Here is a 21,691-nt window from a genome sequence, read left to right on the forward strand (position 1 = left end):
AGGCTTTTATGATGATAACGAAAACTTTATGGAAAGATATGATAAGAGCTATTAAAAAGAGTAAGGGACGTTTCTTTTCCTTAATGTGTTTAATGGCTTTAGGGTCTTTTGCTCTGGTTGGGCTGAAAGTTACAGGTCCAGATATGGAACGTACAGCTAGTCATTATCTTGAAAAGCAACAGGTTATGGATATGGCAGTCCTAGCTTCTCATCAATTTTCTCAAGAAGATCGCAAAGAACTGAATAGCCTAAAGGATGTGGTTTTAGAATACGGTCACCTCATAGATCTTAATATAACAAAAAACCAGCAAGCTCTTAGGTTATACAGTCTTCCAAATAAGCTGTCAAAACCACTTTTGGTTGAGGGGCATTGGCCAAAGCAAGACACAGAAATTGTCTTATCTACCACGCTTGAAAAAAGCTATCAGCTAGGAGACACGATAAGGGTAACACCGCCTAGTAAAGGGCTACTGACTTCAGAGCGGTTTCGAGTTGTCGGCTTTGCCCATTCTTCTGAACTTTGGTCCAAAAGCAATTTAGGGGGGGCTTCGGCAGGTGATGGTAGCCTCTATGCTTATGCTTTTAGTCGACCCAACGTTTTTAAAGGGGATGCCAATATTCTACGTCTCCGATTTAATAATCTTCGTTTTGCGAACGCCTTTTCTAAACAATACCGTCAAACTGTAACTCAAAACCAGACGACCTTGGATCAGCTACTCCAAGACAATAGCCAATGCCGTTACGAGGAACTACAAGGTCAATATAAACTTGCTTTAACGAATGGCAAAGCAAAACTACAGTCTGAGCAAGCAACCTTAGCGGCTAGAGAACAGGAATTAGCTTTTCTTGAGGGTAGTGCTTTGCAAGAAGCTAAGAACCAACTAGAACAAGCTCATAAGGTATTGGAACAGGAAAAAAGTCGTTTAAGACAGGTTGAACTGTCTCAAAGTAAGCTAGAAAGACCACATTATACTACCTACAATCGATCAACACTACCAGGAGCAGAAGGTTATCGCACTTATGCGACTTCCATAAGTTCTATTTCAAATGTGGGAAATATTTTTCCCTTAGTTCTCTATTTAGTAGCTGCGCTCGTGTCCTTTACGACCATGACGCGTTATGTGGATGAAGAAAGAACAACCTCAGGTCTTTTAAAGGCTCTCGGTTATTCTAATAGGGGGATTAGTTTAAAATTTTTAGGTTATGGTCTAATAGCTAGTTTTTTAGGAACCAGCTTAGGGATTCTTGGAGGGACCTATGTTTTACCAGCCTTGATTTCAGACATTTTGACGGCACCTCTGACTATCGGAAAAACCCACCTTTATTTTTATGATGCTTATAGCGCCTTAGCCTATTCACTGGCCCTCTTGTCGACTGTCTTACCAGCTTACCTTGTTGTGAAGAAAGAGTTATTCCTCAATGCGGCTCAGTTGTTACTTCCTAAGCCTCCAAGCAAAGGCGCTAACATATGGTTAGAACATATCACTATTATTTGGAAACGTCTCTCGTTTAGTCATAAAGTTACTATTCGCCATATATTTCGCTATAAACAAAGGATGCTAATGACTATTATTGGTGTTGCAGGCTCGGTTGCTCTCCTGTTTGCAGGATTAGGCATTCAATCGTCTTTAGCAAAGGTTATTGACCACCAATTTGGAGAATTAACGACCTATGATATTTTAGCAGTAGGTGCAAGCAAGTTAACACTAGCAGAAGAGGCTTCTTTACAAAAGGTTCTCACCGGAAAGGAAATAGCAAGACAAAAAAAGATTTCTTATGCTCAGCTAACTCTTCCTATAAAAGGTATTACTGATAAGCAAACGATTTCTATTCTCTCAACCCCAGCTAAAACACTCACTCCCTATGTTAATTTGTTAGATAGTCAAAAGCAAAAGGCCGTTGCTATTCCAAAGTCTGGGGTCTTGATTTCTGAGAAATTAGCCTCTTATTACCATGTAAAAGCAGGGGATGAGCTGTGGCTGCAGGATAATGGTCTCGAAAACGATAAGATAAAGCTTAAGGTTAAGCAGGTTATTGATATGACTGTTGGGCATTATCTGATCATGTCGGATACTTATTATGCTAAACAGTTTAATAATTTAGAGACTAGCCCTGCTTATTTTATTAATCTAAAAGACTCATCCCACAAGAAGGTCAAACAGCTTGCTAGTAAAATGCTGAGCTTAAAAGCCATTACAGTGGTGTCACAAAATGCTAACCAGATCCAAGCAGTTCAGCTGATGGTTGCTTCTTTGGACCAGGTTATGTCTCTCCTGGTTATCGTGTCTGTTTTATTAGCTATTGTTATTCTTTACAATTTAACCAGTATTAATATTGCTGAGCGTATTAGAGAATTATCAACCGTTAAGGTGCTTGGTTTTTATGATAAAGAGGTGACCTTCTACATTTACCGGGAAACCATTTCCTTATCGCTGATAGGTATTTTGATAGGAATTCTTCTAGGGAAAGCACTACATACCTATATCATGAGAATGATTTCTACAGGGGATATTCAGTTCGGTGATAAGGTTGATAGCTATGTCTACTTGGTTCCTATTGTCATTATTTTGAGTTTATTGCTAGTATTAGGGATTTGGGTCCATCAGCATCTTAAGAAGGTGGACATGTTAGAAGCTTTAAAATCAATTGACTAGGTGGTTAAAAAATAGCTCTTGAAATGTAGGATAGAATATGATAGTATCTAAATACTATATTGTAATAGAAAGATACTAAGCATGAACAATAACATTGAGGCCTACTTAACAAATGGCAAAGAAAAGGTAGCATTAGGCGAGGCTGTAGACTGCTTTAAAGGAAAAGCAGTGTCGAGTAAGGCAGAGCCCGGTGATGTGGGATTGATTAATTTATCGGATATGGGAACCTTAGGGATTCAATATCACCAATTAAGAACTTTCCAGATGGATCGTAGGCAGCTCTTGCGTTACCTTTTGGAAGACGGAGATGTCTTAATCGCCTCTAAGGGAACCCTAAAAAAAGTCTGTGTTTTTCATAAGCAAAATCGAGATGTGGTGGCGTCATCAAATATCACTGTCTTACGTCCTCAAAAACTATTAAGGGGCTACTATATCAAGTTCTTTTTGGACTCACCTATTGGTCAAGCACTCTTGGACGCAGCGGACCATGGCAAAGATGTGATCAATCTTTCAACGAAAGAATTGTTGGATATTCCAATTCCCGTTATTCCCTTAGTGAAACAGGATTACTTGATTAATCACTACTTGAGAGGATTAACAGATTATCATCGTAAACTCAAGCGAGCAGAACAGGAATGGGAATATATTCAGAATGAAATCCAAAAAGGATTAGGTTAGGAGTCTTGTCATGGGTTCAGTTGAACGTACATTAAAAATGACCTTGGCTACCGTTGTTGCTATTTTAATTGCCTACCAACTTCATTTGGATTATGCGATTTCAGCGGGGATCATTGCCTTGTTAAGTGTTTTAGATACCCGTAAGTCCAGTTTGGTAGTCGCTAGGAATCGCTTGCTTTCTTTTTTCCTGGCTTTCGGGATTGCGATGATTTGCTTTAGCCTTTTTGGCTACACAACGCTAGCCTTAGCTCTCTATCTAGTGGTTACTATCCCCTTACTCTATCGTTTTGGAATTGAAGCAGGACTGGTTCCTATTACTGTTCTAGTCACTCACTTAATTGCTGAGAAAAGTATTCAGTTGCCAGTCTTATGGAATGAATGTTTACTTTTCTTTATAGGAACTGGAGTTGCCCTACTTTTCAATACTTACATGAGTTCTCAGGATAAAGAGATTCGACGTTACCATCAAATAGTTGAGGATGATTTAAAGGCCATCTTGTATCGTTTTGAAGAGTTTTTATTGGAAGGACAAGGGCAAAATGATGGGGTGATGGTTAAGGGACTAGATAAGACTTTAGAGGAAGCACTTCAGTTAGTTTATCGTGAGCGTCACAACAGACTGTTCCATCAAACAAACTATCAAGTGCATTATTTTGAAATGCGACGACAACAAAATAGACTATTGGGACAAATGGCTATCAACGTAAGCACGTTAATGAGACAAAGTAAGGAAAGTATTCTTTTGTCACATCTTTTTCACGAAACTGCTTGTCAGCTAAGCGAACAAAATCCGGCTTTAACCTTGATTGATGACATCGAACAATTGCTTGAAACCTTTCGTCATGGTGATCTTCCTCAAACTCGGGAGGAATTTGAGCGACGTGCGGTTTTATTTCAGCTCTTACAAGACTTAGAGCGTTTTATATTATTAAAGGTAGAGTTTTATCAGGATTATCAAAATGAGTAAATCTCTCTATATATAGATTGGACACCTCTATCTATGACGGCTTGGGACTTAACTTCCTGAGCTTTTTTGCTATAATAAAAAGAAGAATCTCAGAATGGAGACAAGATGAACGAAATTAAATGCCCTCATTGTCATACCCTATTTACTATCAATGAGTCAGAGTATAGTCAATTATTGGAACAAGTCAGAGGACAAGCCTTTGATGAAGAATTGCAAAAACGGTTAATCAATGAGATAGCCTTGCTGGAAGAAAAAGCGAAACATCAATTGCATGAAGTTGTCGCAAAAAAAGAAACAGCTATTACCAGCTTGACAAACCAATTAGAGCAAATTGAAAAAGAACAAGCCTACCTCAGACAAGAAGAACTGGCTAAAAAAGACCAGCTTATTGCTTCTTTAGAAGCGAAACTTGATAAATTAGCCTCACAAAATGCTTTGGAACTGGCCAATCAATTAGCTGAGAAGGACAAAGAAGTGGTTAGTTTGACCAATCAGCTGGACAAATTAGCACTTGAAAAAGATGCCACGTTCCAGTCAAAGCTTGCTACAATCGAAAAAGAACGCGATGGAATCAAAAACCAATTGGCGCTTCAAGCTAAAGAAAGTGAATTGTCGTTGGCTTCGGTGCGCAGCGACTACGAAGCACAGTTAAAAGCGGCTAACGAGCAAGTTGAATTTTATAAAAATTTCAAAGCGCAGCAATCTACCAAAGCAATCGGAGAGAGTCTAGAACTCTATGCTGAAACAGAGTTTAACAAAGTAAGAAGCTATGCTTTTCCCAATGCTAGCTTTGTCAAAGATAACCAATTGTCTAGTCGTGGGTCAAAAGGGGACTATATTTACCGAGAGGTTGATACCAATGGTGTAGAAATCCTCTCTATCATGTTTGAGATGAAGAACGAGGCAGACACCACCAAAACAAAACATAAAAATAGTGATTTTTTCAAGGAGTTAGATAAAGACCGTCGCGAAAAAGATTGTGAGTACGCTGTTTTGGTAAGCATGTTAGAAGCTGATAATGATTACTACAATACAGGGATTGTTGATGTCAGTCATGAGTATCAAAAGATGTATGTGGTTCGTCCTCAACTCTTTATTCAGTTGATAGGGATTCTGCGAAATGCAGCCCTGAATAGTTTACATTATAAGCAAGAGTTGGCCTTGATTAAGGAACAAAATATTGACATCACTCACTTCGAAGAGGATTTAGATCAATTTAAGAATGCCTTTGCTAAGAACTATCAGTCTGCCAGCAACAACTTTAAAAAGGCTATTGACGAGATTGATAAATCGATTAAACGCATGGAGGAAGTGAAACGCTTTTTAACCACTAGTGAAAATCAGTTACGCTTAGCTAATAATAAATTAGAGGATGTTTCAGTTAAAAAACTGACCCGCCAAAACTCAACCATGCGAGAGAAATTTGAAGCCCTCAAGGACCAGTAAGCCTGAAAGTGAGTCTTTCCTTGCTAAAATTGGTTAAGCGTTTATTTTGGCAAAACTGATGATAAAGCGGTAGAATAGAATCAGTAACAATTACTAATTAGAGAGAAAAATAGACATGATAAATGGAATCATTAATTTAAAAAAAGAAGCCGGTATGACCTCTCATGACGCAGTTTTTAAATTACGGAAGTTATTACAAGAAAAAAAGATTGGACATGGGGGGACCTTAGATCCTGATGTGGTCGGTGTTCTACCAATTGCAGTTGGTAAGGCTACTCGTGTGATCGAATACATGACAGAAGCTGGCAAAGTTTATGAAGGGCAAGTGACTCTCGGTTACTCAACAACGACTGAGGATGCTAGTGGAGAGGTAGTTGCGAGATCCTCTTTGCCAGCTGTGCTAACAGAAGAACTCGTTGATCAAACGATGACGACTTTCCTTGGGAAAATCACACAGACCCCACCTATGTATTCAGCCGTAAAGGTTAATGGCCGTAAATTATACGAGTATGCGCGTGCTGGTGAAAGTGTGGAACGTCCTAGAAGAGAAGTGACCATTTCCCAATTTGAACGCACCAGCCCTTTGAATTTTACTGAAGACGATCTCTGCCGATTCTCTTTTAAAGTTGCTTGTAGCAAGGGAACTTATGTGCGGACCTTAGCAGTTGATTTAGGTCGAGCTCTAGGGGTAGAGAGTCATATGTCCTTCTTGCAGCGATCAGCTTCAGCAGGATTAACCCTGGAGACTGCCTATACTTTGGGAGAAATTGCTGATATGGTTTCTAAACAAGAGATGTCTTTTTTGTTACCGATCGAGTATGGCGTTGCTGATCTTCCTAAAATGGTTATTGATGATACTGAATTGACTGAAATTTCATTTGGTCGCCGTCTTAGTCTCCCTAGTCAAGAGCCACTATTAGCTGCTTTTCATGGCGAAAAATTAATTGCCATTTTAGAAAAACGCGATTCAGATTATAAACCACGAAAAGTTCTCATTTAAAACTATCACCCGTGGTGCTAGTTGATGTCAAAGTATACTAAAAAGCCCAAAAGAGCTATACTGTAAGTGACGAAACAGACAGGAGGTAGTTCTTTTGAGCCACTTACAGTATACTGCAAAATCCCATCATTTACAATGGAGTATAGCACAATTAACTCAAATATGTTCTCAATGTTATCGTGATTATTGTCCCAAATCAATAAAACATCGTAAAAATGTTGGCTTATCTAAGGTTTCTGATGTGTCACTTCTTGTTTTATTGTTACTTCAAGCTGAGTTAGGAATAACCTCTCAACGCCGTTTCTATAGAATCTGTCACCTTTTCTTTTGTGGAAACTTACTGGAGAGAAGTCGCTTTAATAGACGGACACGACAGCTTATTGGGGTGGTTCAACTCATTCGTCAAGCGTTGAATAAGCCAATCTCATCAGATACCATTGTGATCATGGACAGTTTTCCTATGCCTTTGTGCCAACCTATTCGCAATCACAAAGCGAAGGTTTTTAAAGGTTTAGCTGATATTGGCTACAATGCCTCTAAACACTTATGGTTCTATGGGTTTAAAGTTCATATGCTGGTCACATTATCGGGTGTTATGTTGAACTATATTGTGACACCAGCTTCTGTCCATGATATTAAAGTCGTTGATGAACTGCTAGAAGGCTGTAAACAAACTGTTGTCCTTGCGGACTTAGGATATCTCAGTCAAGAGCTAAAAGATAAGTTGGGACATAAAGGTTATCATTTGTGGACGCCCTTGCGTCAAAACATGGTCGGCGCAAAGCAACATAACAACAGGCAGTTACTAGCATGGAGACGAACAATTGAAACTCGCTTTTCGGAACTTTGTTCTCTATTTGATATTGAGCAGACATTGGCTAGGGGACTATCTGGATTACAATTGAGACTTGAACAATTCATACTAGCTTATAATTTGAAGTATTTTGAAATCAACTAGCACCACGGGTAACTATCAATATGTAGAATGGAAAATTATGGACATTGAATATATTAAAGGCTATCAGGATATTCATCAAGAAGAAGACACCGTATTAGTGTTGGGGTACTTTGATGGCTTACATCGAGGGCATAAGGCCTTATTTGATAAAGCTCAAGAAATTGCAAGAGCGGAAAACTTAGCAGTCGTGACCTTAACGTTTAACGAATCTCCTAGACTAACGTTTTCTCGATTTTTACCTGATTTGCTACTTCATATTACTTATCCAGAAAAACGGCATGAAAAATTTGCAGAGTACGGTGTTGATCGGTTGTATCTGATTGATTTCACGTCTGCCTTTTCAATGTTATCTTCGGATGATTTTATCGCCCATTATATCAAACGTCTCAAAGCTAAACATATAGTTGTTGGGTTTGATTATAAATTTGGTCATAATCGTACGGATAGTGATTATTTAGCGCGAAACTTTGATGGTAATGTTTACACGATTCCAGAAGTCACCGAGGATCAGGAAAAGATTTCCTCAACACGTATTAGGAAATTAATCTTAGAAGGTGAAGTGGCAAAAGCGAATCAATTGTTAGGTTATGAGCTATCTACTCGGGGAATGGTTGTACACGGTGACGCGCGCGGTCGAACCATTGGTTTTCCAACAGCTAATTTGGCTCCTATTGATAGGACCTACTTACCAGCTGATGGTGTTTATGTAACAGACGTACTTGTTAATGGGAAAAAACACCGTTCCATGACGAGTATTGGGAAAAATGTTACTTTTGGCGGAAAGGAGTTGCGTTTAGAAGCTAATATTTTCGGTTTTGAAGGAGATATTTACGGCGAATCCATCGAGATTATTTGGTTAGACAAGATCAGGGACATGGCTAAATTTGATGGCATTAAAGATTTAGTAGAGCGGTTAGAACTTGATAAAGAAACTGCACTAAATTGGAAAAAAGATAGCCAACTGATTTAATTTTTTGTATAATAAGGTAAGTAAATTTGACAGAGGAAAAATATGGTTACCTTATTTTTATCACCCAGTTGCACGAGTTGCCGCAAAGCAAGAGCGTGGCTAGTAAAACACGAAGTTGACTTTCAAGAACATAATATTATCACAAGCCCATTGAGCCGTGACGAACTCATGTCCATTCTTTCTTTTACAGAAAACGGGACGGAAGATATTATTTCCACGCGTTCAAAAGTCTTTCAAAAACTTGATATTGATGTGGAAGAACTGTCGATTTCAGATTTAATCGACTTAATTGCTAAAAACCCAAGCCTTCTTCGCCGTCCTATCATTATGGATAAAAAACGCATGCAAATCGGATTTAACGAAGACGAAATTAGAGCCTTTTTACCAAGAGATTACCGTAAACAGGAATTACGTCAAGCGACTATAAAAGCAGAGATTGAGGGATAATATGTCAGGTAATTATCATTATCCACTTGACTTGAGTTGGAGCACTGAAGAAATTTCCTCAGTGCTTCATTTTTTGACCAGAGTGGAATTAGCTTACGAGGACAAGGTCAAGGCAGAAGACCTTTTAGAGAGTTACAAAGCCTATAAAGAGATTGTCAGAAGCAAAGCGCAAGAAAAACAAATCGACCGTGATTTCCAAAAAGCAAGTGGTTATTTTACTTATCAAGCGGTTAAAAAAGCAAGGGCTATAGAGAAAGGATTCTTTTCACTTGGAAACTAAATACGCATTTGCCAAGCAAATCATTAGAGAAGCTGGGCAATTTATCAAAAGTAAGATGACGCAACAGTTAGACATACAAGTGAAAACGCAATCTGATGATTTGGTGACAAATGTGGATCAAGACACTCAACAATTCTTGATTGACCGTATCAAGTCGTCTTATCCTGATGATGCTATTTTAGCTGAAGAAAATGATGTCCGTCATCCAATTAATCAAGGAAATGTTTGGGTGATTGATCCCATTGATGGCACCGTTAATTTTATCGTACAAGGGTCACAGTTTGCTATCATGATTGCCTATTATGAAGAAGGTCAAGGCCAATTTGGTCTCATTTATGATGTCATGGCAGGTCAATTGCTAGCTGGTGGAGGTCACTTTGATGTCACTTTAAACGGTGATAAGTTGCCTGTCTACCAAGAAAAGCCTTTAGAGCGTAGTTTAATTGGCTGCAATGCAGGGATGTTTGCTAGGAATGATAACAACCTTGCCAATCTGATTTCCCACACTCTAGGAGTAAGGGTCTATGGCGGAGCAGGTATTTGCATGGTCAAGGTGATGAAGCAGGAATTATTAGCCTATTTTTCAACCATTCAACCATGGGACTACGCAGCCGCAAAAGTGTTGGGTGAAAAGTTGGGGTATGTTCTTTTAACTTTGAACGGTCAGGAACCTGACTTTAAATCACGCCAAAAAATAATGTTTGTTCCAAAATGTCAGCTCACTAAGATTGAGTCTTTTTTAAAAACTGACTCATCTATCACAGAATAATAAATAGTAGTAAAAATGATGCCATTACCAAAAGAATTTATTGATACTTATCACTCTATCTTAGGCCATGAAACTCAAGCCTTTTTGGCTAGTTTTCAACAAGAAGCGGTAAATGCTTTTCGGGTTAATCCTTTAAAAAAACAGTCCAAATTCTTTGAAGATCCCATCCCCAATACACTATGGGGATATTATGGAAAAGTCTCTGGCAAGTCACCGGAACATGTTTCTGGTTTAGTTTATTCGCAAGAACCGGCTGCTCAAATGGTAGCCCAAGTAGCGGCTCCCAAAAAGGGTAGCCGTGTTTTAGACTTGGCAGCTGCACCAGGAGGAAAATCAACTCACTTACTTTCTTATTTAGATAACACCGGACTTCTTGTCAGCAATGAAATTTCTAAGAAGCGCAGTAAGATTTTGGTTGAGAATATTGAACGCTTTGGGGCACGAAATGTCATTGTAATGAACGAATCCGCAAATCGTCTTGCAAAGGTCTTTACGCAATACTTTGATATGATTGTTTTTGATGGTCCATGTTCTGGTGAGGGAATGTTTCGTAAAGATCCAGATGCTATTCAATATTGGCATCAAGATTACCCTGCAGAGTGTGCTGCCCTTCAAAAGTCCATCTTAGAAGACACCTTATCAATGTTGAAACCTGGCGGAGAGTTAATCTATGCCACCTGTACCTGGTCTCTTGAAGAAAACGAAGGGGTAGTCAAATGGTTATTAGAGACTTATGACTTTTTAGAATTGGTCGACATTCCCAAAGTAAATGGTATGGTAGAAGGAATTGGTTTTTCAGAACTTGCGAGAATGTATCCGCATCGCTATAAAGGAGAAGGGCAATTTGTTGCCAAGTTCAAGGATAAACGTCCATCTGAGCCTGTACCAAAGCGTAAAGCGCCGAAAAGCAACTTGAACAAGGAACAATTGCAACTTTGGAAAACTTTCGAAAAAGACCATTTAAATCTAGTGTTGTCAGGAACTCTACAAACCTTTGGTGATTACTTATATCTCCTACCAGATGGGCTTCCGGCTTTAGAGGGCCTAAAAATTGCTCGAAATGGTTTAGAATTGGGAGTCTTCAAAAAGAAACGGTTTGAACCTTCCTATGCTTTAGGATTGGCCCTGCATTCTAACGACGTGAAATCCTCCATTACGTTAACAGAGGATGATTTTAAGCGCTATGTCTCTGGTCATACCATCAGCTTACCTCAATCTTATCCAACAGGATGGTACCAGTTACTTATCGATGGCAATGGGTTAGGTTTTGCTAAAGTTGTCGATAAGACCGTTAAAAATCATTTCCCGAAAGGGCTTCGTTTTTAGCGCAAAAAATGAGATTAAAATGTTACAAATTTAAATAAAAAATTCTTTTAAAGCATAGGTAGATATGTTACTATAAAGAATATGTGGAATTTAGTTTCTACATATATACCCTTTATTTTTACGAATAGGAAATACAATAATGAAAATGAAAAAGAAATTCTTTTTGTTAAGTCTTTTGGCCCTATCAACTCTCTTTTTATCTGCATGTTCTAGCTGGATTGATAAAGGTGAGTCGATAACTGCCGTAGGATCAACAGCGCTACAACCCTTAGTGGAAGCAGCAGCTGATGAATTTGGAAGCAGTAACCTAGGGAAATCAGTTAATGTGCAAGGAGGTGGCTCAGGTACAGGATTATCTCAAGTCCAATCAGGAGCTGTCCAAATTGGCAATAGTGATGTCTTTGCGGAAGAAAAAGATGGGATTGATGCTGAGAAACTAGTCGATCATCAAGTTGCTGTTGCTGGTCTTGCTGTTATTACCAACTCTAAAGTTAAGGTTTCCAACCTTAGTAGCCAGCAGTTACAAAAGATTTTTTCAGGGGAATATACTAACTGGAAACAAGTTGGGGGCCAAGATCTTGAGATTTCAGTTATTAATCGTGCGGCGAGTTCTGGATCACGAGCAACCTTTGATAGTGTTATTATGAAAGGTGTCACTGCTAAACAAAGCCAAGAACAAGATTCCAACGGAATGGTTAAATCCATTGTTTCTCAGACACCAGGCGCTATTTCGTACCTCTCATTCGCCTATGTTGATTCCTCAGTGAAGTCATTACGATTAAATGGTTTTAAGGCGGATGCAAAAAATGTTGTGACAAATGATTGGCCAATCTGGTCTTACGAACACATGTATACTAAAGGTAAACCAACAGGATTGACCAAAGAATTTCTCGACTACATGTTATCAGATGAAGTCCAAAACAAAATCGTTACCCATATGGGCTATATTTCGACAACTGACATGAAAGTCATCAAAACCCATGATGGCAAAGTCATGGATAAATAATGGGGGAATTATGAAAAATCAGGAATTGGCTAAAAAATTAGTCTCACCATCAAAGAATTCAAGGCTAGAAACCTTTGGCCGTACCATCACGTTTTTGTGCTTGGCTTTGATTGTTTTTATCGTTGCGATGATTCTAATCTTTGTTGCTCAGAAAGGTCTGTCAACTTTCTTTGTGGACAAGATCAATCTTTTTGATTTCTTATTTGGTAAAGAATGGCAACCTAGTGTCAAAAATGCAGCTGGTGTTCCTTATCTTGGAGCGCTCCCAATGATTACAGGGTCTTTTTTGGTCACTATTTTATCTGCCATTATTGCAACACCATTTGCCATTGGAGCAGCTGTCTTTATGACAGAAATTTCACCCAAATATGGCGCTAAGCTATTACAACCTGCAGTGGAACTTTTGGTAGGTATCCCTTCCGTGGTATATGGGTTTATTGGCTTACAAGTGATTGTTCCTTTTATACGCTCTATCTTTGGTGGTACAGGTTTCGGGATTTTATCTGGGGTTTGTGTCTTATTTGTTATGATTTTACCAACCGTAACCTTTATGACAACAGATAGTTTGCGCGCTGTGCCTCGTCATTACCGTGAAGCATCGATGGCTATGGGAGCAACACGTTGGCAAACCATTTGGCGTGTTGTTCTTAATGCAGCTCGTCCAGGTATTTTTACTGCCATTATTTTCGGGATGGCGAGAGCTTTTGGTGAAGCCTTAGCCATTCAAATGGTTGTCGGTAACTCTGCTGTAATGCCAAGTTCACTAACGACACCAGCAGCAACCTTAACGTCTGTCTTGACAATGGGTATTGGTAACACGGTTATGGGAACTGTTCAAAATAATGTCCTTTGGTCACTTGCTTTAGTCTTGTTATTAATGAGCCTAGCTTTCAATTCCCTTGTCAAATTAATCACGAAAGAGAGAAAGAGAAATTATGAACGCTAAAAAAGTCGATAAATTAGCGACTGGTACCCTCTATACCATTGCTGGAATTATTGTAGCTATTTTGGCTTCCTTAATTCTGTATATTCTTGTCCGTGGCTTGCCACACATCAGCTGGTCCTTTTTAACAGGAAAATCGTCTTCGTACGAAGCTGGTGGGGGAATTGGTATCCAGTTGTATAATTCCTTCTTCCTATTGATTGTTACCTTGATTATTTCCATTCCTCTTTCAACTGGAGCGGGGATTTACTTGGCTGAATATGCCAAGAAAGGACCTGTTACCAACTTTATTAGAACCTGTATTGAGATTTTGTCTTCTCTACCATCTGTGGTTGTGGGGCTCTTTGGTTACTTGATTTTCGTTGTGCAGTTTGAATATGGCTTTTCTATTATTTCAGGAGCTCTTGCTTTGACGGTCTTTAACCTTCCTCAAATGACCCGTAACGTTGAAGATAGTTTACTTCATGTACACCACACACAACGTGAAGCAGGATTAGCTTTAGGCCTATCACGCTGGGAAACAGTCTTCCATGTGGTTATTCCAGAGGCATTGCCAGGAATTGTCACTGGTATTGTTTTGGCTTCTGGCCGTATTTTTGGGGAAGCAGCAGCGCTCATTTATACTGCAGGTCAATCAGCACCTGCCCTTGATTGGTCTAATTGGAACCCGCTTAGTGTCACCAGCCCAATCTCTATCTTCCGTCAATCGGAAACCCTAGCTGTTCATATTTGGAAAGTTAACAGCGAAGGAACAATCCCTGACGCCACACTTGTTTCCGCAGGAAGTGCAGCAGTACTGTTAGTCTTTATTCTTTTGTTTAACCTTTCAGCTCGCTTTATTGGGAAGAAACTTCATTCTAAAATGACAGCAGCGAAATAAGATATTGGAGAAATCATGACAGAATATAATTGGAATGAACGTCATATCATCACATTCCCTGAAGAAACGATTGCTCTAGCTACCAAGGATTTACATGTCTACTATGGTGCGAAGGAAGCTATCAAAGGGATTGATATGCAGTTTGAAAAAAATAAAATTACCGCCTTGATTGGTCCGTCTGGATGTGGCAAATCAACTTATCTTCGCAGTCTTAACCGTATGAATGATACCATTGATATTGCCAAGGTTACAGGTGAAATCCTTTATCAAGGGATTGATGTTAACCGTCAAGACATGAATGTCTACGAAATTCGGAAGCATTTGGGAATGGTTTTCCAAAGACCTAATCCTTTTGCAAAATCCATTTATAAAAACATTACCTTTGCCCATGAAAGAGCTGGTGTTAAAGACAAGAAAGTTTTGGATGAAATTGTTGAGACTTCACTGAAACAAGCCGCACTTTGGGACCAAGTGAAAGATGATCTTCATAAATCAGCCTTTACCTTGTCAGGTGGGCAACAACAACGCTTGTGTATTGCGAGAGCTATCTCTGTGAAACCTGATATTCTTTTAATGGATGAACCAGCCTCAGCCTTGGATCCAATTGCAACGATGCAACTGGAAGAAACCATGTTTGAATTGAAGAAAAATTACACCATTATTATTGTGACACATAACATGCAGCAAGCTGCTCGCGCTAGTGACTACACTGCCTTCTTCTATTTGGGCGACCTCATTGAATACGATAAGACACGTAATATTTTCCAAAATGCGAAATGTCAGTCAACAAACGACTATGTTTCCGGGCACTTTGGTTAGAAAGGGGACATGATGACAGAACCTATTTTACAAATCAGAGACCTTTCTGTTTACTATAACCAAAAGAAAACATTAAAAGATGTCTCTTTGGATTTTTATCCAAATGAAATAACAGCTTTAATTGGACCTTCTGGATCTGGGAAATCTACTCTCTTGAGGTCTATCAATCGTATGAATGATTTGAACCCCGAAGTGACGATTACTGGGTCAATCGTTTATAATGGTCACAATATTTATAGTCCAAGAACAGATACTGTCGATTTAAGAAAAGAAATTGGAATGGTTTTTCAACAACCGAATCCATTTCCAATGTCTATTTATGAAAATGTTGTTTATGGATTGCGCTTAAAAGGTGTTAAGGACAAGGCAATTTTAGATCATGCCGTTGAAAGTTCTCTCAAAGGGGCTTCGATTTGGGATGAAGTAAAAGACCGTCTACACGATTCTGCGGTCGGCCTCTCAGGAGGTCAGCAGCAGCGTGTCTGTGTTGCGAGGGTGCTTGCAACAAGTCCTAAAATCATTCTTTTAGATGAACCTACCTCAGCTCTCGATCCAATTTCAGCTGGTAAAATCGAAGAAACTCTTTTCTCTTTGAAAAAAGATTATACCATGGTTATCGTTACCCGCTCCATGCAACAGGCATCACGTTTATCAGACCGGACAGGTTTCTTCTTAGAAGGAGATTTACTAGAATTTGGCCCTACAAAAGCTATGTTCATGAACCCTAAACGTAAAGAAACTGAAGATTACATCTCTGGTAAATTTGGCTAATCATCACTAGTAGATGGTTGTGTCCAACACCAGTTAGCCCTATAGCAATGATCAAGAAATCATAGAAAGTTAAACCGATGTTAAGAACGAAATTTGAAGAAGAATTAGATAAGTTACACAATCAATTTTACTCGATGGGGACAGAAGTATTGGCCCAAATCAATAAAACGGTACGTGCTTTTGTAAGCCATGATCGTGAATTGGCCAAGGAAGTTATCGAAGAGGATGATACCATCAATGAATTTGAAACCAAGTTGGAAAAGAAGTCGCTTGAAATCATCGCTTTACAACAACCCGTTTCAAATGACCTTAGAACCGTCATCACTGTTTTGAAAGCCTCAAGTGATATTGAACGTATGGGAGATCATGCTTCATCGATTGCTAAGGCCACCATTCGTATGAAAGGTGAAGAGCGTATCCCAGTGGTTGAAGAACAAATCAATCTGATGGGTAAAGCCGTTAAACACATGGTTGAAGAAGCCTTGAACGCCTATATCAATGCGGACGATGCTAAGGCTTATGAAATTGCAGCTTCTGATGAAGTAATTGATAACTATTTCCGTGAAATCCAGGCTTTGGCAGTAGAGGAAATCCGTAAATCTCCAGATGCTGTTTTTGCAGGTAAAGAGTACTTCCAAGTTTTAATGTATTTGGAACGTATCGGGGATTATGCTCGTAATATTTGTGAGTGGATTGTTTACCTCAAAACTGGAAAAATTATTGAATTATAAGAAAATATGCTATAATGGGACTGGGAAAAAACTTGCCAGTCCCTAATTTTATACGAAATAGGCAAGTTAAATAGAACCAACAAGATAAACTGGCTTTTGCCAATCGTGATTTTGCTGGGCTAACAAGGAAAAAAGGTAAAGGTGATATTTGATATCATCTCTTAGCTTACTATTCCTTGTTATTAGAATTAAGGAGTTATATGAAGACAGTAGAACATCTCATCGAGACATTTGTCCCTGAAAACTATAATATCTTTTTAGATATCAACCGTCAGACAAAAACATTTACAGGGAATGTTGCGATTAATGGTGAAGCATTAGATAATCATGTGGCTTTCCACCAAAAAGATTTAGATATTAAGTCTATTTTACTCGATAACGAAGCTGTTGTTTATCAAGTAGATAACGACAATGAAGTTGTTCGTGTTGAATTGCCAGAGACGGGAATGATGACACTTGTTATTGAGTTTTCAGGTCATATCACAGATAATATGACAGGGATTTACCCGTCATATTACACTAAAGATGGTGTGAAAAAAGAAGTGATTTCAACTCAGTTTGAAAGTCACTTTGCACGTGAAGCCTTCCCATGTATTGATGAACCACATGCAAAAGCGACCTTTGACTTAAGTTTGACCTTTGATCAAGAAGCTGATGACATCGCCTTATCTAACATGCCAGAAATCAATGTCGATCGCCGTGAGGAAACTGGCCTTTGGACATTTGATACCACTCCGAGAATGTCATCTTACTTGCTAGCCTTTGCTCTAGGGAATCTTCATGGAAAGACTGTAAAGAGTAAAAGAGGAACTATTGTAGGTGCCTATGCCACTACAGCTCACCCCCTTAGTTCTCTTGATTTTTCATTAGACATTGCTGTACGTGCTATTGATTTTTATGAAGATTATTTTGGTGTTCATTACCCTATTCCGCAATCGCTCAATATTGCGCTTCCAGATTTCTCATCGGGTGCCATGGAAAACTGGGGCTTGATCACTTACCGCGAGATTTATTTGCTCGTTGATGATAACGCTACAGCTCAGAGTAGACAACAGGTGGCCCTTGTTGTCGCACATGAGATTGCTCACCAATGGTTTGGTAATTTAGTTACCATGAAGTGGTGGGATGACCTTTGGCTGAATGAAAGTTTTGCCAATATGATGGAATATGTGGCTATTGACGCTATTGAGCCATCTTGGAATATATTTGAAGATTTTCAAACAGGAGGCGTTCCATTAGCTTTGAAACGCGATGCCACTGATGGTGTGCAATCTGTCCATGTAGGTGTCAATCATCCAGACGAGATTAATACCTTGTTTGATCCTGCTATTGTTTACGCCAAAGGTAGCCGTCTCATGCACATGTTACGTCGCTGGATTGGGGATCGTGATTTTGCCGCGGGCTTACAACACTATTTTGACAAGCATCAGTACCGTAATACCGTTGGACGTGACCTGTGGGATGCCTTGTCGGACGCTTCAGGAAAAGATGTGGCTGCCTTTATGGACGCTTGGCTAGAACAACCAGGCTATCCTGTGTTAACTGCTCGCCTTGCTAATGACCAACTGATTCTTAGCCAAAAACAATTCTTTATTGGTGAGGGTAAAGATCAAGGTCGCCTCTGGCCGATTCCACTCAACAGCAATTGGAAAGGCCTCCCTGAAACTCTAACAGAAGCTGAAGTTATCATTCCAAACTTTAGTCAATTAGCAGCTGAAAACCAAGGAGCACTAAGGTTCAATACAGAAAATATTGCTCATTATATCACGGACTACCAAGGGTCATTATTAGATGCCTTAGTAACTGATTTGTCCCACCTAGACAATACCTCTGCTCTTCAAGTTATTCAAGAGCGCCGATTATTGGCTGATAGTGGCTTGATTTCTTACGCAGAATTGGTAGACTTGGTTGCCCAATTAGATGCTCCTAAGTCTTACATGGTAGCTGAAGCTGTGCAACAAGTTGTCACTGGATTGAAACGCTTTGTGGATGAAGGAAGTTTGGCTGAGAAATCCTTTAACCGTCTTGTAACGTCTATTTATCAGGAAGATTTTTACCAGCATGGTTTTGAGAAAAAAGTAGACGAATCAGACCAAGATGAAATGGCGCGTCAAGTTGCGTTAGGCCAGTTATGGTCAGCAGATAATCAAGCTGTTATTGATGGTGCTAAAGCTATTTTTGAAGCACATCCTGATAATCTTTCAAGCATCCCAGCTGCTGCTCGCCGCTTGGTTCTAGCTAATCAGATGAAACATTTCGAGACTGAACAGTTAGTGGATACTTACTTCGACACTTACGTAGTGACAACTGATAACAACTTACGTAATGACTTGACGGTTGCTTTAAGTAAAACCAGTCAGTCATCAACCTTAAAACGTATCTTGGTGAGCTTGAAAGACAAAGATATTATCAAACCTCAAGACTTATCATTCTGGTACAATGCACTGCTGGTACAATCTTTCACTCAAGAAACCATCTGGGAATGGGCGAGAGAGAACTGGAACTGGATCAAAGCCGCCCTTGGTGGAGACATGAGTTTTGATAAATTTGTCATTTACCCTGCAGGTAATTTTAAAACTCAAGAGCGTTTAGATGAATTTAAAGCCTTTTTTGAGCCTCAACTAGAGGATATGGCTATTAGTCGTAATATTGCGATGGGAATTAACGAGATTGAAGCACGCGTTGCTCTTATTGCTAAAGAAAAAGCAGCTGTTATAGAAGCTCTCAGTCATTATTAAAACCATAAAAAGAGTTGGAGAGCCTTATCCAGCTCTTTTCCCTTAATCTAATCGTCATATCTTTAATTAGAATAGAAAAATGGTGTCAACATTTAGTAAAGGTTAAGCTTTCTATGATACAGTCTCAATAGAAATGAAATAAAGTAAGAACGTCATAAACGATTGTCTTAGCTGCTTTAGTGACGTTGATAAGAGGTAGAAACATGATCAAACTATTATTAGTAGAAGATGACTTAAGTTTATCCAATTCCATTTTCGATTTTTTGGATGATTTTGCTGATGTCACACAAGTTTTTGATGGCGATGAAGGCTTATATGAAGCCGAAAGTGGCATTTACGATTTGATTTTACTTGACCTTATGTTGCCAGAAAAAAATGGCTTCCAAGTCTTGAAAGAATTGCGAGAAAAAGATATTAAAATTCCTGTGCTGATTATGACAGCCAAAGAAAGCCTAGATGATAAGGGACATGGCTTTGAATTAGGAGCAGATGATTACCTCACTAAGCCTTTTTACCTGGAGGAACTCAAGATGCGAATTCAAGCCCTGTTAAAACGTACGGGGAAATTCACGGATAAAAATCTAGCCTTTGGGAATGTCGTAGTGGATTTAGGACAAAAAGAAGTTCAAGTGGATGGCCGGCCGATAGAACTATTAGGTAAAGAGTTTGATTTGTTGGTCTACCTTTTACAAAATCAGAATGTTATTTTACCTAAAACACAAATTTTTGATCGCTTATGGGGTTTTGATAGCGATACGACCATTTCAGTAGTTGAAGTTTACGTTTCTAAAATTAGAAAAAAACTGAAAGGTACAGATTTTGTGGACAAACTGCAGACATTGAGAAGCGTGGGGTATATTCTAAAAAGCCATGAATAAATTAAAAAAAGAAGTCTTCTCTGACCAATACAACCATTTTTTTCATTTTTTTGCGGTTTTTACAGGTATTTTTGTTGTGATGACCATCATTATTTTGCAGATTATGCGATTTGGTGTGTATTCTTCTGTCGATAGTAGTCTGATTTCTGTTAGTAATAATGCAAGCAGTTATGCCAATCGTACTATGGCTAGAATATCCTCTTTTTACTTTGATGCAGAAAATAATGTCATTAAACCTTTGCCTGATTCAGATAATTCAAAGCTAGTAGGAACACCGGCGGCAAACACAGATATTATCCTATTTAGTGCCAATGGCACAATTTTGAATTCCTTTGATGCTTTCTCCAATTATCAAAATTTTCATTTAGACAAGCGACAATTAGGGACGATTGTTACTACTAGCCTGATTAATTTTTACGGTCAAGAGGAGAAGTATCATACCATAACAGTAAGGGTTCATATTAGAAATTACCCAGCTGTGGCATATATGATGGCAGTTGTCAACGTCGAGCAGTTGGACAGTGCCAACGAACGCTACGAACAAATTATTATCATTGTGATGATCATCTTCTGGTTAATTTCTATTTTGGCAAGTATTTATTTGTCCAAGTGGAGCCGAAAGCCGATTTTGGAAAGTTATGAAAAACAAAAAATGTTTGTGGAAAATGCTAGTCATGAATTAAGAACCCCATTGGCTGTTTTGCAAAATCGCTTAGAGTCTCTTTTCCGGAAGCCTAATGAAACCATATTGGAAAATAGTGAACATTTGGCTTCAAGTCTAGATGAAGTTCGAAATATGCGTATTTTAACAACTAATCTCTTAAATTTAGCAAGACGTGATGATGGGATCAACCCTCAGTGGACTGACTTAGACGCTACCTTTTTTGATGCTATTTTTGAGAATTATCAGCTAGTTGCTGAAGAAAATGGCAAGGTATTTCTTTTCGAAAATCAAGTTAACCGCATCTTGAGAATGGACAAGGCTCTTTTGAAACAATTGATGACGATTTTATTTGATAATGCGATCAAATACACGGATAAAGAAGGCGTTGTTGACATTAAGGTCAAGACAACAGAGAAAAATCTCTTGATTTCAGTCATTGATAACGGTCCAGGAATTAAAGATGAGGAAAAGAAAAAGATTTTTGACCGTTTTTATCGCGTTGATAAAGCTAGAACCCGTCAGACTGGAGGCTTTGGCTTAGGCTTGGCCTTAGCTCAACAGATTGTGATATCACTCAAAGGAAGTATCAGCGTTAAGGATAACCTTCCTAAGGGTAGTATCTTTGAAGTCAAACTATAAACATAGTAAAAGGGCAGCCTATCTGGTTGCCCTTTTACTATGTTTTATTAAATCTTTACTTATTTAACGATTGAAGAAATTGGAGAAGACGTCGAATAGCCTTCTTTTCATAAAACAAAAAGAAAAA

The 21,691-nt window shown here is 38.9% G+C and carries 20 protein-coding genes; all 20 read left to right on the forward strand.

The genetic code is table 11. The annotated features are described in order from the left end of the window. The first annotated feature begins 11 nt into the window (after positions 1-11). Complete coding sequence (locus FQT67_RS04980; RefSeq protein ID WP_046177291.1) at positions 12-2,654, forward strand: FtsX-like permease family protein; 2,643 nt, start codon at positions 12-14, stop codon at positions 2,652-2,654. 81 nt (positions 2,655-2,735) lie between these two features. Continuing rightward, a complete protein-coding gene (locus tag FQT67_RS04985) occupies positions 2,736-3,332 on the forward strand; it encodes a restriction endonuclease subunit S (RefSeq protein WP_003057769.1) in 597 nt (198 codons plus the stop codon). Positions 3,333-3,342: 10 nt separating this feature from the next. Beyond that, positions 3,343-4,299, forward strand: a complete 957-nt coding sequence (locus FQT67_RS04990; RefSeq protein ID WP_012766997.1) for an aromatic acid exporter family protein — start codon at positions 3,343-3,345, stop codon at positions 4,297-4,299. Positions 4,300-4,404: 105 nt separating this feature from the next. Next, on the forward strand, positions 4,405-5,745 hold the full coding sequence (locus FQT67_RS04995; RefSeq protein WP_046177286.1) for a DUF2130 domain-containing protein: 1,341 nt from the start codon (positions 4,405-4,407) through the stop codon (positions 5,743-5,745). A 115-nt stretch (positions 5,746-5,860) separates the two neighbouring features. Beyond that, positions 5,861-6,745 carry a tRNA pseudouridine(55) synthase TruB gene (gene truB / locus FQT67_RS05000; RefSeq protein ID WP_014612307.1) on the forward strand — a complete coding sequence of 295 codons (885 nt, stop codon included), beginning with the start codon at positions 5,861-5,863 and terminating at the stop codon, positions 6,743-6,745. Between the two features lie 94 nt (positions 6,746-6,839). Then, positions 6,840-7,703 (forward strand): IS982 family transposase, encoded by an 864-nt coding sequence (locus tag FQT67_RS05005; protein ID WP_003060834.1) that lies wholly within the window; start codon positions 6,840-6,842, stop codon positions 7,701-7,703. Between the two features lie 37 nt (positions 7,704-7,740). After that, entirely contained in the window at positions 7,741-8,673 is a 933-nt protein-coding gene (locus tag FQT67_RS05010) for a bifunctional riboflavin kinase/FAD synthetase (protein WP_046177285.1), read from the forward strand. A gap of 42 nt (positions 8,674-8,715) precedes the next feature. After that, the gene (locus tag FQT67_RS05015) at positions 8,716-9,120 is read left to right on the forward strand and encodes a Spx/MgsR family RNA polymerase-binding regulatory protein (protein ID WP_003050964.1); all 405 of its coding nucleotides are present in this window, start codon (positions 8,716-8,718) and stop codon (positions 9,118-9,120) included. Position 9,121: 1 nt separating this feature from the next. Beyond that, the gene (locus FQT67_RS05020; RefSeq protein WP_046177284.1) at positions 9,122-9,400 is read left to right on the forward strand and encodes a UPF0223 family protein; all 279 of its coding nucleotides are present in this window, start codon (positions 9,122-9,124) and stop codon (positions 9,398-9,400) included. Beyond that, positions 9,390-10,169, forward strand: coding sequence for an inositol monophosphatase family protein (locus tag FQT67_RS05025; RefSeq protein WP_012766992.1), 780 nt, complete (start codon positions 9,390-9,392; stop codon positions 10,167-10,169). The genes FQT67_RS05020 and FQT67_RS05025 overlap by 11 nt, the downstream gene beginning before the upstream one ends. 18 nt (positions 10,170-10,187) lie before the next feature. Next, positions 10,188-11,495, forward strand: a complete 1,308-nt coding sequence (locus FQT67_RS05030) for an RsmF rRNA methyltransferase first C-terminal domain-containing protein (RefSeq protein WP_280641385.1) — start codon at positions 10,188-10,190, stop codon at positions 11,493-11,495. A 139-nt stretch (positions 11,496-11,634) separates the two neighbouring features. Continuing rightward, positions 11,635-12,501, forward strand: a complete 867-nt coding sequence (locus FQT67_RS05035; protein WP_012766990.1) for a phosphate ABC transporter substrate-binding protein PstS family protein — start codon at positions 11,635-11,637, stop codon at positions 12,499-12,501. 10 nt (positions 12,502-12,511) lie between these two features. Further along, positions 12,512-13,447, forward strand: a complete 936-nt coding sequence (gene pstC, locus FQT67_RS05040) for a phosphate ABC transporter permease subunit PstC (protein WP_003057772.1) — start codon at positions 12,512-12,514, stop codon at positions 13,445-13,447. Next, positions 13,437-14,324, forward strand: a complete 888-nt coding sequence (pstA, locus tag FQT67_RS05045; RefSeq protein ID WP_003057770.1) for a phosphate ABC transporter permease PstA — start codon at positions 13,437-13,439, stop codon at positions 14,322-14,324. Before pstC ends, pstA begins: the two co-directional genes overlap by 11 nt. A gap of 15 nt (positions 14,325-14,339) precedes the next feature. Next, positions 14,340-15,143 carry a phosphate ABC transporter ATP-binding protein PstB gene (gene pstB, locus FQT67_RS05050; protein ID WP_003050950.1) on the forward strand — a complete coding sequence of 268 codons (804 nt, stop codon included), beginning with the start codon at positions 14,340-14,342 and terminating at the stop codon, positions 15,141-15,143. A 12-nt stretch (positions 15,144-15,155) separates the two neighbouring features. Next, positions 15,156-15,914: a phosphate ABC transporter ATP-binding protein PstB gene (gene pstB / locus FQT67_RS05055; protein WP_003057749.1), complete on the forward strand. Its 759-nt coding sequence runs from the start codon at positions 15,156-15,158 to the stop codon at positions 15,912-15,914. A 77-nt stretch (positions 15,915-15,991) separates the two neighbouring features. Then, positions 15,992-16,645, forward strand: coding sequence for a phosphate signaling complex protein PhoU (phoU, locus tag FQT67_RS05060; protein WP_003057760.1), 654 nt, complete (start codon positions 15,992-15,994; stop codon positions 16,643-16,645). Between the two features lie 200 nt (positions 16,646-16,845). Further along, positions 16,846-19,383 carry a M1 family metallopeptidase gene (locus FQT67_RS05065; protein WP_046177283.1) on the forward strand — a complete coding sequence of 846 codons (2,538 nt, stop codon included), beginning with the start codon at positions 16,846-16,848 and terminating at the stop codon, positions 19,381-19,383. 203 nt (positions 19,384-19,586) lie between these two features. Beyond that, the gene (locus FQT67_RS05070; protein WP_003060678.1) at positions 19,587-20,261 is read left to right on the forward strand and encodes a response regulator transcription factor; all 675 of its coding nucleotides are present in this window, start codon (positions 19,587-19,589) and stop codon (positions 20,259-20,261) included. Continuing rightward, positions 20,254-21,564: a HAMP domain-containing sensor histidine kinase gene (locus FQT67_RS05075; RefSeq protein ID WP_012766987.1), complete on the forward strand. Its 1,311-nt coding sequence runs from the start codon at positions 20,254-20,256 to the stop codon at positions 21,562-21,564. Before FQT67_RS05070 ends, FQT67_RS05075 begins: the two co-directional genes overlap by 8 nt. Positions 21,565-21,691: the final 127 nt, after the last annotated feature.

This window comes from Streptococcus sp. NCTC 11567, assembly GCF_902141215.1.
In the GTDB taxonomy this organism is placed as follows: domain Bacteria; phylum Bacillota; class Bacilli; order Lactobacillales; family Streptococcaceae; genus Streptococcus; species Streptococcus dysgalactiae.

What these genes read in the sequence shown, in the direction of transcription:
- FQT67_RS05065 (WP_046177283.1), top strand. Translation starts at nt 16,846, where the DNA reads ATGAAGACAGTAGAACATCTCATCGAGACATTTGTCCCTGAAAACTAT.
- FQT67_RS04995 (WP_046177286.1), top strand. Translation starts at nt 4,405, where the DNA reads ATGAACGAAATTAAATGCCCTCATTGTCATACCCTATTTACTATCAAT.
- FQT67_RS05035 (WP_012766990.1), top strand. Translation starts at nt 11,635, where the DNA reads ATGAAAATGAAAAAGAAATTCTTTTTGTTAAGTCTTTTGGCCCTATCA.
- FQT67_RS05075 (WP_012766987.1), top strand. Translation starts at nt 20,254, where the DNA reads ATGAATAAATTAAAAAAAGAAGTCTTCTCTGACCAATACAACCATTTT.
- FQT67_RS04985 (WP_003057769.1), top strand. Translation starts at nt 2,736, where the DNA reads ATGAACAATAACATTGAGGCCTACTTAACAAATGGCAAAGAAAAGGTA.
- pstB (WP_003057749.1), top strand. Translation starts at nt 15,156, where the DNA reads ATGACAGAACCTATTTTACAAATCAGAGACCTTTCTGTTTACTATAAC.
- FQT67_RS05015 (WP_003050964.1), top strand. Translation starts at nt 8,716, where the DNA reads ATGGTTACCTTATTTTTATCACCCAGTTGCACGAGTTGCCGCAAAGCA.
- FQT67_RS04980 (WP_046177291.1), top strand. Translation starts at nt 12, where the DNA reads ATGATAACGAAAACTTTATGGAAAGATATGATAAGAGCTATTAAAAAG.
- pstA (WP_003057770.1), top strand. Translation starts at nt 13,437, where the DNA reads ATGAACGCTAAAAAAGTCGATAAATTAGCGACTGGTACCCTCTATACC.
- pstB (WP_003050950.1), top strand. Translation starts at nt 14,340, where the DNA reads ATGACAGAATATAATTGGAATGAACGTCATATCATCACATTCCCTGAA.
- pstC (WP_003057772.1), top strand. Translation starts at nt 12,512, where the DNA reads ATGAAAAATCAGGAATTGGCTAAAAAATTAGTCTCACCATCAAAGAAT.
- FQT67_RS05020 (WP_046177284.1), top strand. Translation starts at nt 9,122, where the DNA reads ATGTCAGGTAATTATCATTATCCACTTGACTTGAGTTGGAGCACTGAA.
- phoU (WP_003057760.1), top strand. Translation starts at nt 15,992, where the DNA reads ATGTTAAGAACGAAATTTGAAGAAGAATTAGATAAGTTACACAATCAA.
- FQT67_RS04990 (WP_012766997.1), top strand. Translation starts at nt 3,343, where the DNA reads ATGGGTTCAGTTGAACGTACATTAAAAATGACCTTGGCTACCGTTGTT.
- truB (WP_014612307.1), top strand. Translation starts at nt 5,861, where the DNA reads ATGATAAATGGAATCATTAATTTAAAAAAAGAAGCCGGTATGACCTCT.
- FQT67_RS05070 (WP_003060678.1), top strand. Translation starts at nt 19,587, where the DNA reads ATGATCAAACTATTATTAGTAGAAGATGACTTAAGTTTATCCAATTCC.
- FQT67_RS05030 (WP_280641385.1), top strand. Translation starts at nt 10,188, where the DNA reads ATGCCATTACCAAAAGAATTTATTGATACTTATCACTCTATCTTAGGC.
- FQT67_RS05010 (WP_046177285.1), top strand. Translation starts at nt 7,741, where the DNA reads ATGGACATTGAATATATTAAAGGCTATCAGGATATTCATCAAGAAGAA.